Source organism: uncultured Maricaulis sp., assembly GCF_905480005.1.
Taxonomy (GTDB): domain Bacteria; phylum Pseudomonadota; class Alphaproteobacteria; order Caulobacterales; family Maricaulaceae; genus Maricaulis.
Window position 1 is genome coordinate 1 of record NZ_CAJQOO010000037.1, and the last position, 12,127, is coordinate 12,127.

The 12,127-nt window shown below is 63.2% G+C and carries 13 protein-coding genes and 3 tRNA genes; 5 read left to right on the forward strand and 11 right to left on the reverse strand.

Translation table 11 applies throughout. The features are described 5' to 3' along the window. The 3 genes from QZ266_RS04515 to QZ266_RS04525 all read right to left on the reverse strand — a co-directional run. The coding region (locus QZ266_RS04515; protein ID WP_295692017.1) for a GTP-binding protein at positions 1–104 on the reverse strand (104 nt) is incomplete at its 3' end. 203 nt (positions 105–307) lie between these two features. Further along, positions 308–381: transfer RNA gene (locus QZ266_RS04520), tRNA-Gly, on the reverse strand. Positions 382–722: 341 nt separating this feature from the next. Beyond that, positions 723–807: transfer RNA gene (locus QZ266_RS04525), tRNA-Tyr, on the reverse strand. Positions 808–951: 144 nt separating this feature from the next. Between QZ266_RS04525 and rlmB the strand changes: the two genes are divergently transcribed. Further along, a complete protein-coding gene (gene rlmB, locus QZ266_RS04530; protein WP_295691998.1) occupies positions 952–1,752 on the forward strand; it encodes a 23S rRNA (guanosine(2251)-2'-O)-methyltransferase RlmB in 801 nt (266 codons plus the stop codon). A 37-nt stretch (positions 1,753–1,789) separates the two neighbouring features. On the opposite strand, the gene QZ266_RS04535 is transcribed toward rlmB, so the two are convergent. The 5 genes from QZ266_RS04535 to QZ266_RS04555 all read right to left on the reverse strand — a co-directional run bounded on the left by QZ266_RS04535 (position 1,790) and on the right by QZ266_RS04555 (position 6,586). After that, positions 1,790–2,797: a DUF2807 domain-containing protein gene (locus QZ266_RS04535; protein WP_295691999.1), complete on the reverse strand. Its 1,008-nt coding sequence runs from the start codon at positions 2,795–2,797 to the stop codon at positions 1,790–1,792. A gap of 154 nt (positions 2,798–2,951) precedes the next feature. Next, positions 2,952–4,133, reverse strand: a complete 1,182-nt coding sequence (locus QZ266_RS04540; protein WP_295692001.1) for a DUF819 family protein — start codon at positions 4,131–4,133, stop codon at positions 2,952–2,954. Positions 4,134–4,194: 61 nt separating this feature from the next. Further along, complete coding sequence (locus QZ266_RS04545; protein WP_295692003.1) at positions 4,195–4,800, reverse strand: glutathione S-transferase family protein; 606 nt, start codon at positions 4,798–4,800, stop codon at positions 4,195–4,197. 24 nt (positions 4,801–4,824) lie between these two features. Then, a complete protein-coding gene (locus QZ266_RS04550) occupies positions 4,825–5,223 on the reverse strand; it encodes a RidA family protein (protein ID WP_295692005.1) in 399 nt (132 codons plus the stop codon). Between the two features lie 4 nt (positions 5,224–5,227). Continuing rightward, the gene (locus QZ266_RS04555; RefSeq protein WP_295692006.1) at positions 5,228–6,586 is read right to left on the reverse strand and encodes a M20 family metallopeptidase; all 1,359 of its coding nucleotides are present in this window, start codon (positions 6,584–6,586) and stop codon (positions 5,228–5,230) included. Positions 6,587–6,752: 166 nt separating this feature from the next. Between QZ266_RS04555 and QZ266_RS04560 the strand changes: the two genes are divergently transcribed. Beyond that, positions 6,753–7,682: an ABC transporter ATP-binding protein gene (locus QZ266_RS04560; protein ID WP_295692008.1), complete on the forward strand. Its 930-nt coding sequence runs from the start codon at positions 6,753–6,755 to the stop codon at positions 7,680–7,682. After that, a complete protein-coding gene (locus QZ266_RS04565; RefSeq protein ID WP_295692010.1) occupies positions 7,679–8,404 on the forward strand; it encodes an ABC transporter permease in 726 nt (241 codons plus the stop codon). Before QZ266_RS04560 ends, QZ266_RS04565 begins: the two co-directional genes overlap by 4 nt. Positions 8,405–8,421: 17 nt before the next feature. Here the strand turns inward: QZ266_RS04565 and QZ266_RS04570 are convergent, their stop codons facing one another. The 3 genes from QZ266_RS04570 to metG all read right to left on the reverse strand — a co-directional run bounded on the left by QZ266_RS04570 (position 8,422) and on the right by metG (position 11,412). Beyond that, a complete protein-coding gene (locus QZ266_RS04570) occupies positions 8,422–8,721 on the reverse strand; it encodes a hypothetical protein (RefSeq protein WP_295692012.1) in 300 nt (99 codons plus the stop codon). A gap of 7 nt (positions 8,722–8,728) precedes the next feature. Continuing rightward, positions 8,729–9,610, reverse strand: a complete 882-nt coding sequence (locus QZ266_RS04575; RefSeq protein ID WP_295692013.1) for a peptidylprolyl isomerase — start codon at positions 9,608–9,610, stop codon at positions 8,729–8,731. Positions 9,611–9,693: 83 nt separating this feature from the next. Then, on the reverse strand, positions 9,694–11,412 hold the full coding sequence (gene metG / locus QZ266_RS04580; RefSeq protein WP_295692015.1) for a methionine--tRNA ligase: 1,719 nt from the start codon (positions 11,410–11,412) through the stop codon (positions 9,694–9,696). Between the two features lie 119 nt (positions 11,413–11,531). Here metG and QZ266_RS04585 point away from each other — a divergent pair, with 119 nt between their 5' ends. Beyond that, on the forward strand, positions 11,532–11,966 hold the full coding sequence (locus QZ266_RS04585; RefSeq protein ID WP_295692016.1) for a DUF1761 domain-containing protein: 435 nt from the start codon (positions 11,532–11,534) through the stop codon (positions 11,964–11,966). 85 nt (positions 11,967–12,051) lie between these two features. Continuing rightward, a tRNA-Thr gene (locus tag QZ266_RS04590) sits at positions 12,052–12,127 on the forward strand.

Here is a 12,127-nt window from a genome sequence, read left to right on the forward strand (position 1 = left end):
ACCATCGTGATCGCAGCCGTCAGCGTCGTCTTGCCGTGGTCAACGTGACCAATCGTGCCGATGTTCGCATGCGGCTTGGTGCGCTCAAACTTTTCCTTCGCCATGGTCTTTCCTCTTGAACGCCGATCTTGATCGAGAAGATGGGCTATAGACTTGGATGTGTTGATTTCATTGGATACGGACAGACCATACCCGTCAGACCGGCGCGGGATAGCGTCGCTCGCTAAAGAAGGCAAGCCCCAAGCGCCTATGCCCGCCCCGCGGCACCGCCGAATGTCAGAACCTACCGGTCATGTCAGAGAAAGTATGGAGCGGGTAGTCGGGATCGAACCGGCATCCTCAGCTTGGAAGGCTGCTGCACTACCATTGTGCTATACCCGCACCAGAACCCGTCATTTAGCGGCTCAGATTTCCCCAGTCGAGGGGTGAGTTGCTGTATTTGCTGCAACGCGGTCAGCGTGACGCCGTTTGCCGACCCATACAGACCCGGCCCGCAGGGCCGCAAGCGCGACTGCGCGCCGGCCGGTCAGGCCGCCCCATCGGAGCCGTGACCCCGGATCAAATCCGGGGGAATTGCCGTGAGATCACCCCCCCCCCCGCAGGGCGATCGGTGGAGGTGCTGGAAGCCGCATCTTCGAACCCGCGGGGTTCGCAAGGGCGACTGCCCGCCCGCAGCTTTAGCGAGGAGCGATTGAGCGGACGCGAAAGCGCATTGTGGGAAATGGTGGAGGGGGCTGGATTCGAACCAGCGTACGCTATGCGGGCAGATTTACAGTCTGCTGCCTTTAACCACTCGGCCACCCCTCCACAGGGTGCATTCAGGCCGCGGCTTAACCGGCCTTCATGTGTCCTGCAAGAAACAGTCTCAGCTTGCGGAGAGGCATGTTATGCCTCGGCAAATCAGGTGACCGCCCCAAAACAGGAGCGCGGACTATAGTGACGAAGACTCCCATGCGCAATACATCCAAACGGACCGATTACAGCCGCCGCTCCAAGCCTTCTGGCACAGGTGATTCAGGCTGGATCTGGGGCCGCCATGCCGTGCTCGCTGCAGTCGCCAACAAGCGTCGTGAAATCCTCGAACTGAAGGTCACCCGCAATGCCGCGCGCGAGCTGCCCGACGGCACCGACCACCAGCAGGTCGAGCCACGCGCGATTGACCACGCCCTGCCCGACGGTGCGGTCCATCAGGGGTTTGCCGCCCTCGCCCGCGCCCTGCCACCGGAATCGGTGAATGGCGTCATTGATCCGACCCACGGCGCCCTGCTCGTCCTCGACCAGATTACCGACCCGCACAATGTCGGCGCCGTGCTGCGCTCGGCCGCAGCCTTCGGGATTCGCGCGGTCGTCATGCAGGACCGCAAGGCACCGCCGCTTTTCGGTACGGTCTGCAAAAGCGCGGTTGGCGCTGCCGAGCGTGTGGCCCATGTCCGTGTCACCAACATCGCCGATACCCTGCTGGATTTCCGCAAGGCGGGCCGACATGTACTGGGTCTGGCCGGCGAGGCTGAACTCGATCTGGCACCGGCGCTGGCCGCGCCTGACGGCAAGGGTTGGGGCCCGGGCCTGGTGCTGGTCATGGGGTCAGAGGACAAGGGTCTGCGCCCGCGTGTCGCCGAAGCCTGTGACCAGCTGGTGCGCATCCCGATGACGGGCGAGGTGGAGAGCCTGAATGTTTCCAACGCCGCCGCCATCGCGCTCTACGAGGCAGCAAAATGGCGCCCCGTCAAAGACGAGACGCCATCTGCGTGATCCGACCTTTGGGGGGACGGAGGGATCTCAATTCGTCCTAGTGGACGTCGCCAACGCGCAGCACGGTACGGCCATTGCGGGTCCAGTTCACACTGCCCTCGATCTCGGAGATGGAAACGTCACCGCCGCCATTCTCGCGCACGACCACATCGACAGCCGTTCCACCAAAGGCAATATCGCCGGAACCGCTGATTGAGGCCTCGAAGGGCTGAGCCCGGCCGCCATGAACCGCGATGTCACCGGAACCGGAAATGCGCGAATGGAACGCGCCATCCATGCTCGCGGCTTCCACATCGCCGGAGCCGGACACGCCGACGGACAGGCCGGCCACACGGCCAAACTCGATATCGCCCGATCCATTGATATTCACATCAGCATCGCCGCCGACATCGCCGGTGACGACATCACCGGAGCCATTGATCGAGACGTCGGCATTGCGGGCAATGGCGCGGGTCACAATGTCGCCGGAGCCATTGATGCTGATCGCGGCTTCGCCGCCAATCGTGCCGGCATTGATGTCGCCGGAGCCGCTGATGCGGATACGGGCATCCTCGGCAATATCGCCGAGGTCGAAACTGCCACAGCTGCTCATATTGATATCGACCGTGCGCATATCGCCCGCCGACCCCATGAAGGCGCTGTCGCTCAGCTCGAGCGCCAGCGAGGCCGGTGCGGTGATGACCAGGCTCGGATACTCGTCGATATTGTGGCGCCGGCCGCCATTGAGGCCGATCGTCATCGTGTCATTGCGGGTGTTGCAATTGGTCCGGCGCAGGCTGAGCCCGCCATCAATGCGAACCGTCGAACCGCTGTCGGAAACGCTCGGATCCTCGACATGGCCGCCCGCATTGGTCATCGCGACCGAAATGCTGTCCGAGCTGCCAGTCCGGATTTCGATCCGTCCCACGAAATTCTCGATTTCCAGTCGATCACCGGAATAGCTCTGGGCGGCACCACTCAACTGGGCGGCCCCGGCGGACATCGACACAAGCGCCATGCCGACCATCGCGGCGGCGCTGGTTGCAAGAAGAATTGTCTTTTTCATCGGTCGTCCCTTTTGCGATCTATCCCCCGGATGCACGCCGACGGCAAATCGGATGCAAAGCGCCGGACAATAATGTCGGTCACGCCCCTGCGCCTCACTGTCCGAGAGATGACAGTGACGTAATCCGCGGTCAGGGCATGGACGAGACGGACGCTCAGCCGGGCCAGAGTTCGAAAACCAGGGTCGCGATCGGCGTTCCGATCGCATAGCCCAACACGCCGACGAGTACGCCGGGCGTAACCAGATCTTTCCAGCCCTTCGCGGCGGCGAGCGCCGGCGCCGTTGTCGCCCCGAGAATCGCGGCATTGGACGCCGTGATCAATTCGGGCAGGGACAAGCGGACCAGGCTGCCCACGCCGAACAGGATCACGGCATGGACCGACAGCATGATACCGATCAGCACCAGCAGGACCGGTGCTTGCTGCAGCAGGGACACCACATCCGCACCGGCGGCAATCATGGCGAAGAAGACAAAGCTGAGCGCGATGCCCATCTCATAGCCACCGCGCAGGCGGCCAATCGTCTGCGGGAAGGCGGTCGCCGGGATCAAGGCGAGCACAGAGATGATCGCGAATTTCCATTTGCGCCCGGCATCGTCCCAGATCGCGTCGAGCTGGTCTGCAAGTGCGGTCCCGATTGCGACAATGATCAAGGCATAGGCTGCGGACAGGCACAGGGAGGCAGCGGTTATCGGGCGCTCCTCTTCGACCTCGGCCTCACCCTGGCTATGGTCGATCGGATTGAAGCGCTTGGCCAGCCAGGTCCAACCGGGCATCAGCGCGAGCAAAGCCAGGAAGAAGCCGGAATAGAGATTGTCGACAGCCGTCATGGCGGAGGCCCAGCTCGGGTCAGCTTCGCCCAGCCCGGTCGAGGCCATCAGGGCCCCGTAATTGACGGATCCACCGATATAGGTCGCCGTGAAGGCGCCAACTGCTGCCGCTTGCCGGCTCCCCAGCGCCGCCGCTTCCGTCCCGGCTGCATAATCGCCGATATCGATGAGCGAGAAGGCGATCAGGGCACCGGCCACGGTTGCCACAGCCGCCAGCATGAAAGCGCCCGCCATGCGCGTCGTCTCGAAGAAGATTTTCTTGAGGTCCGCTTTCATGAGGAAGAGCGGAATCAGGACCGGGACGAAATAGGTCCAGACAAAGTCATAGGCCGCCGCCGATGAGGGGATCAGCCCGATATTGGACGCTATGATGGCCAGGAAAATGGCCCATACGGCCCCGGTGAGCAAAGCCCCGATCCGGGTTTTCTCGATCAGGAAGCCTGCCGCCGCAATGGCGAACAGGCTGGCCATGACGGCCAGATGATTATCAGCCGGAATCAAAGACATGAAACGCCCTCTCCAAAAAGTCGCGCGACCCTAGCCGTCACTGATCGACGGCGCAAACCCCTCACCCCGCCAATTCGGTCTCACGCGCCATGGCGCGCTTGAAGGCCGGGCGTGCGACCAGGCGGTCGACATAGGCTGCGAACGGCTCGGCCCGCTCGAGCAGTTTGAAATTCATCATGAAGTTCAGCGTCGAACCGACCATGAGATCGGCAGCCGTGAACTGGTCTCCGACAAGGTATTCCTGGCCGTCCAGCGCCCGGACCAGGCTGGCCTTGACGGTCGCGAGATCACCCCAGCCGGCTGTCTGGCGCGGCGTTTCACGCGACATCGCCTTGTCGATGAAGGCCGGCTCCATGGCCGACCCGGCAAAGAAGAGCCAGCGCAGATAGCTGCCCCGCCCCGGCGCATCGACGGCAGGGGCCAGGCCCTTCCCGGGAAAGCGGTCGGCCAGCCAGGCGCAGATGGCCGGGCTCTCCGTGATCAGCTCACCGTCCACTTCGAGCGCCGGAACCTTGCGCATCGGATTGACCGCGCCATAGGCCTCGGACTGGATATCATCACGGATATTGACCACACGCAGATCGTAGGGCTCGCCGATCTCCTCGAGCATCCACAGCGCGTGAAAGCTGCGGGTACGCGGGCAGAAATAGAGGGTGAGATCGGTCATCGGCGTCTCCATTGCGCGGCGTGGTCAGTCGTCTTCGAAACAGGCATCGGCCTCGATCTCGATCAGGAAGTCCGGACCGATGAAGCGCGAAATCTCGATCATGCTGGTGGTGGGGGGATGGTCGGCGAAGACCGCAGCATGAGCCCGGCCGAACGCGTCCCAATGGTCAATATCGGTCACGAACATGCGGGTTCGCACGACATCCCGGATCGAACCGCCCAATTCTGTCAGGGCCGCATCGATGATTTCGAGACAGCGACGCGCCTGCCCCTCAGGATCGCCGACGGCGAAGGGCTGCCCCTCAGCGTCCAGCGACACCGTACCGGTCACCCAGGCGAGATTGCCGCGCCGAATGGCACGGCAATACCCGACCTGGCTTTCCCAGCTGGCGCCGGTAAAGGCGCGACGTGTGCTGTCGACCACAGCCCTACTCGGCGCCGGCGTCCAGAATATCAAGCGCCACCGCGGTCATCGCCTCGGTTGCCTGGGTGATCGAGCCACGCGGGTCATCCGGTGCGAAGAAGGGCGAGTGGTTGGACGGCGGCACCAGGCCGCGGGCGGTATAATCGTCCAGGGTTTCCTGGGTGGTGCCGCCGACCCAGAACATGAAGGTCGGGATATTGTGCTCGGTGCGATGATATTGCGAGTAGTCCTCACCGCCCATGACCGGCGAGGCCTCGACCACATTATCAGCCCCGAACCGGTCCCGCATGGCGTCTACCGCGCGGGCTGCCAGTTCCGGATTGTTGTACAGAGCCGGCGTATAGGTCTCCTCGATCTCGACGCGCGGATATTCTTCCGGCGTCAGGCCGTAGGAGGCTGCCTGGTTGGCGGCGATCCGCTGGATGCCGCTGAGGAGCTGGGCGCGCACATCATCAGTATAGGAGCGAACCGTCAGCTGGAGATGCGCATTGTCGGAGATGATGTTGTGCTTGGTGCCGGCATTGAAGGCACCGACTGTCACAACAGCTGGCTCCAGCGGCGAGACTTCGCGCGACACGAGCGATTGCAGCGACACGACGATCTGGGACGCGAGATAGATCGGGTCCTTGGTGGTGTCCGGATAGGCACCATGGCCACCGCGGCCCTGAACATAGATGTCGACCGAATCAACATTGGCCATCGCATAGCCGGGAACATAGGTGATGGTGCCGGTCGGAATGGCCGAGAAAGTATGGAAGGAAATGTTGAAGTCCGGCAGCGGGAAACGCTCGAAGAGCCCGTCCTCGATCATCGCCACGGCGCCCTCGCCCAGCTCCTCGGCCGGCTGACCGATCAGGACCAGCGTGCCGGACCATTCATCAGTGCGTTCGACCAATTGCCGGGCCGCACCGACCAGAGCGGTCATGTGTGTATCGTGGGCGCAGGCATGCATGACCGGGTTCTCGACCCCGCGATGGTCAACATCGGTATCGGTCGAGGCGTATGACAGGCCGGTCTGTTCCGGGACCGGAAGGCCGTCCATGTCCGCCCGCAGCATGAGGGTCGGCCCCTCGCCATTTTCCATCACCGCCACGATGCCGGTCCCGCCAATTCCTTCGGTGACCTCGAAGCCAAGTGCCTCGAGCTCGGCCGCCAGACGGGCCGCGGTCTCGAATTCCTGGTGGGAGAGTTCCGGGTGGGCGTGGAAGTGCTGGTAAAGCTCTTCCAGATAACCGTCATAATCGGCGGTGATCGCTGTGCGAAGCGCGTCCTCGTCAGCCGCCTCCTGCAGGGCGAATGCGGTCGGCTGGGCAGCCAGAGCAAGCGTGAAGGCCGCGGCGGCCGACATCAGATGGCGTTTCATGATCAAACTTCCCCTCATTGAGTTGCCGCCATTCGACCCAGCTCGCAGGCAAAGGTCAACGCTTCCGCTCCGTGAAAGACGGGAGGGACCGGCTTTCCCACAATCCCGCTCGGATCACCGCGCCGCATTCTTGCCAGCAGCGCTGCACCGGCGCCCTATTGGCGACATGACTGAAACCGTTCTCACCCTGCAGGGCGTAACCCTGCGATATGGCAAGCTGACCGCGCTCGACGGGGTCGACCTCGCCATCCCGTCCGGCGCCATTTACGGCTTTCTCGGGCCCAATGGCGCCGGCAAGACCACCGCGATCCGCTGCGCCATGGGACTGCTCACACCGCAATCCGGGCGGGTTGCGATCGGCGGCCATGATCTGAAGCGAAACCGCCGCAAGGCCCTCGCCAGTGTCGGTGCGGTCATCGAAACACCCGCGCTCTTCCCCAATCTCACCGGCCGCGAAAATCTCGATGTCACCCGCCGCCTGATCGGAGCCCGACCGGCCCAGATCGACAGGGCGCTGGAACTGGTCGACATGCGCGATGCCGCGAAACGGCGGGTGGGGCATTATTCGCTCGGCATGAAACAGCGCATGGGTCTGGCCCGCGCCCTGCTCGCCGAACCACGTCTCCTCATCCTCGACGAGCCGACCAATGGGCTCGACCCGGCCGGGATCCGCGACATGCGCGCCTTGATCCGTGATTTGCCGACCCGCACCGGCGCGACGATTTTCATGTCCAGCCACCTCCTCTCCGAAGTCGAGCAGATCGCCACCCATGTCGGCCTGCTTCAACACGGTCGGGTTTTGTTCGACGGATCGCTGGATGATCTCTCGCGGCAGCAGACGCCGCGCCTGATCGTGGAGGCCAGTCCGGCCGATAATGCCGCAGCGGTGATCGCCGGGGCCGGTTTCGCAAATGCGATCCGTGAAGGCGACCGCTTCACCCTCGCCGATGCTGACGCGCTGACGACAGAGCGCGCCGCCGCACTCAACGCCGCCCTGCACGCGGCCGGATGCGCGGTCAGCGAGTTGCGTCTGGAGCGCGCGGATCTGGAAACCACCTTCATGACCCTCACCGCCCAGCCGGAGGATGCCGCATGATCAACGCACTGATCGCCGAAGCGCTGAAACTGCGGCGCTCTCTCGTTCTGCTGGTCGCCGCCACCCCGCCGGTCATGGTCTTTGCCCTGGGCGTTCTCATCGTCGCCAGCGGCAACGGACCGGAAGAATGGACGATGCAGACCATGGCCGGGTCCGCCATCTGGGCCTTCTTCCTCCTGCCAATGAGCGTGATCGGGATCACCGCCCTCATTGCCCAACTGGAACATGGACCGAATACCTGGTCACACACGCTCGCCCTGCCGGTTCCTCGCTGGCAGGTCTTCGCGGCGAAAGTCCTGGTCACACTCGGCCTGATGGCGGTGGTCAGCTTTGCGGTCGCGCTTGCGGGCTGGGCCAGCGTGCCGGTCGGCCTGCAATTTGGTGACGACCTCGAGATGGCCGGCCAGTTCGACCCGGGCCTCGCCTTGCAGCTCTATGGCAAGATGTTCATCGCCGGCCTGCTGGTCATGGCGATCCAGTGGACTCTCGCCATGCGCTTTCGCAGCTTTGCCGCCCCGGTCTCGATCGGGATTGGCGGGACTTTCGTCGCCGTCGCCGCGGCCAGTGCCGAACAGGGGCTCTACTTCCCCTGGCTCATGCCGGTGAATGTCCTTGCCAGCGAAGGCAGTCGCGGTGAGCTGGCCGTGATGATGGGCGGTCTTGGCGGACTGATCGTCTTCACGCTCGCCATCATCTGGATGAGTCGGCGCGACTGGGGCTGAGCCCCGTCAGCAAAGCCTCAGACCGCCTTGGCCTTGAAGTGACGGATATCATCTTGGGCAGCGAGGCAGGCCGGGCGCAATTGTTCGGCCTGGGGGAAGTCATGGATCCGCGCCCAAAGCGCATCCTTCAAAGGCCCCGGATAAGCCTTGAAACGCCGTGCGGCATGGCCGATCGCCAGAATGCCGGCATTGACCATCCACGGGTCATTCGACGCGGCGGCGAATTGAAGCGGCGGGGTCAGCGCCTCCAGCCCGTCGCAATCCATGGCGATTCCGACAATGTCGAGCGGGGCGTAGTCGATAGGGGTCTCGGTCATTCGGCAATTATTCGGCGAGGCGCACCGGAGCAGGCATGTGACAGGCCTCGATCACCGGTGGCGGGGTTTCAAAGAAGAAGTCGTGTGTGCGGTTGCGACGGGCCGCCTTGGCCGCGTTGAAGGCCTCTGAGTCCGTGCGCATGACCTCATAGGCCGGTCGCTCCGCTTCGGGAAGGGCCGAGGCCATGCGTGCTGACACAATGGTGTCACGAGCGAGCGGGTCGGCGATCACGCCGGAATTCACCGACGGGTCCCCGCGTCGCAACGCCTGGACATGCTCCATCCCGTCAATTACCCGGCCGAAGACGGACATGATCCGGTCGAGATGACGCGGGCCATGGCCAAGCACGATATAGAATTCCACATCGCCGCTATCGGGATCAGTATCGCGCGCCATGGCGACGGTCCCGGGACAATGGATCGGCCAGATTTCGGTCCCGGCCTCATTCCTGGCCGAGGGAAAGCCGTCGACATGACCGGCTGTCGCTGCATAGAGATCCTCGTCAATCATCGGCGTGAAGGTCACGCTGTCCGCCGCTACCGTGAACTCGCCGGCCAGGGGCGGGTATTGCGGCAGCTCGATCGAGTCGGCCTCTTCCCCGCGCCCGCCCTGGGCCACGAAACCGTCGATCACGCGGTAGAAACTGCGCCCGTCAAAGAAGCCGTCGGAGGCGGCCTGTCGCATGCGGTCCGCATGGTCGGGCGCAATCCAGTCGGCCAGTTCAATGGCGATGGTGCCGTCTTCCACATCGATCAACAGGAGGTCGTCCGGATCGACAGGGCGCCAGTCCGGGTCGGACTGGGCGAGCGCTGTGCCCGCTATCACAGACGCGGCAAACGCCGCAGTGAGAAGCTTCATTGCGTCATTGACGGGCAGCTCGGCGCCCATCCCCCCATTCTTGTTTTGTCAGCCAGTGGGCCCCGGCAAGATATCCATGAATATCTCTGCCTGGCGCGAGGCCGCGGCTCAAACTAGGCGTCCGGCGCCCCGCCAAAACGCTCCGACCATTCGGCCAGCTGCGCATCCTCGATCTTGGCGAAGAGCACGTCCGGCGGGGTGATGGCGAGGCCATGCGGCAGCGCGTCGAGCAGATCGCTGGCCGGACCATCGAAATCCCAGCTGCGCCGATCTTCCGGCACACCGACCGCGTCGAGGATTTTCTTTGCCGCTTCGGGAATGAAGGGCTGGGCCAGAATGCCGAACAGGGCGACCAGGTTGAGACCCGTCCGCACACCGATCGCGGCGGCATCGACATCACTCTTATACTTCACCCAGGGCTCGGCCCGGGTGAGATACTCATTGCCGGCCGCCCAGATGGCGCGCACTTCCGACGCCGCCTTGCGGAATTCCATCGCTTCCATATTGGCGATAACCGCCGGCAGACGCGTCTCCAGCTCCTGGGCGATCCAGGCTTCCGCCTCGCCCGCGGCGCCGGTCGATGGCAGCTGGCCCTCAAATTTCGAGACCGTGTATTTGGTGATCCGGTTGACGAAATTGCCCAGGACATTGGCCAGGTCGGAATTGACCAGACCCTGGAAATGTTCCCAGGTGAAGGCTGCGTCCGAGCCCTCCGGCGCATTCGCCGTCAGATACCAGCGCCAGTAATCGCCGGGCAGGATGTCCAGCGCCTGGTCCATGAAGACGCCGCGCTGTTCCGAGGTCGAGAACTTGCCGCCATACCAGGTCAGCCAGTTGAAGGCCTTCAGCTTGTCGACCGTCTTCCACGGCTCTTCCGAGCCCAGGATGGTGGCCGGGAAGGAGACCGTGTGGAAGGCCACATTATCCTTGCCCATGAACTGGACATAGGTGACGTCATCAGCGCCCTTGTCGGTGCGCCACCAGCTCTCCCAATCCCCGCCCCCGGCTTCGGCCCATTCGGCCGTGGCGCCGATATAGCCTATCGGGGCATCAAACCAGACATAGAAGACCTTGGTCTCGAAGCCCGGGCGCGGCGTGCCCTCATGGGCGACCGGCACACCCCATTTCAGATCGCGCGTGATGGAGCGGTCGCGCAGACCCTCATCGAGCCATTTATAGGCAATCGACTTGGCCAGGCTCGGCCATTCGGTGGACGCATCGACCCAGTCGCGGATCCGGGTCTCCATCTGGGTCTGCACCAGATGGAGATGCTTGGTCTCGCGCACTTCCAGATTCTTCGAGCCGGAAATCTTCGAATACGGCTCTTTCAGATCGGTCGGCTCGAGCAGGCGTCCGCAATTATCGCACTGGTCGCCGCGCGCGCGCTCGAAACCGCAATGCGGGCACGTCCCCTCGACATAACGGTCCGGCAGGAAACGATCATCATCAATCGAGAAGACCTGTTCCTCGACGCGCTCCTTGATCAGACCCTTCTGCTCGAGCACCTCGGCAAAATGCTGGGTCAGGCGGATGCTCGGCGCATTCGAGGTGCGGCCGAAATAATCATAGCTCAGCGAGAAACCGTCGCCGGCGCGCTTCTGGATGTCATGCTGCTCGTCGCAATAGGCGCGCACATCCATGCCGGCGGTATCGGCCGCCAGCTCAGCCGGCGTACCGTGCTCATCCGTGGCGCAGATATACAGAACATCATGCCCGCGCAGACGCTGGAAACGGGCATAGACATCGGCCGGCAACATCGACCCGGCGAGATTTCCCAAATGCTTGACGCCATTGATATAGGGCAGAGCGCTGGTGATCAGTATACGGGCCATAATCGGAATTCTTCTCTTGCGCGGATTTCGGAGTAAAGTCTTCGCGTGAAAGGCGAGTCCCGGGGACATCGCCTCGCAGGGCGAGACATACAAGCCCTGCATGGGGGAGGAAACAGGAAATGCCGCGAATATTCGGATTGAACCCGCTTGCCGTCCTGGTGGCCGGGTTTGCGTTGTGGATGGTTGGATTTGTTTTCTATGGGCTCCTTTTCGCCGAGTTGTGGATCGGTCTTTGGGGCTTCACCGATGCCGACCTGGCGGCGGCCGAGGCCGTGGCCGGCCCGGCCATGGCAGCCGGCTTCGCGCTGTCGATCATATTTGCCGGCTTCCTCGGTTATGCGCTGAAAGCGCTCAAGGCGGACGGCATGACGCCTGCGGTCAAATGGGCGCTCTTCCTGTGGGCCGGCTTTGTGGTCACAACCATGGCCTATGACATCGTCTATGCCCTGCAACCCATCATGCTTCTGGTGCTGGACGCCGCACACAACCTGGTCGGCTTTGTCGTCATGGCCCTCATCCTGACCGCCCTGGACAAGGTCGCGGTCAAGGACTGACCAGCCCAACCGACATTGAGGCGGGCGCAATTGCAGCAAACACTTGTCGCGCCCGCCGCGCCCGCGTATCAGACCGTTTCTGGATGCCGGCTTAGCTCAGCTGGTAGAGCACCTGATTTGTAATCAGGGGGTCGGGGGTTCGAGTCCCTCAGCCGGCACCA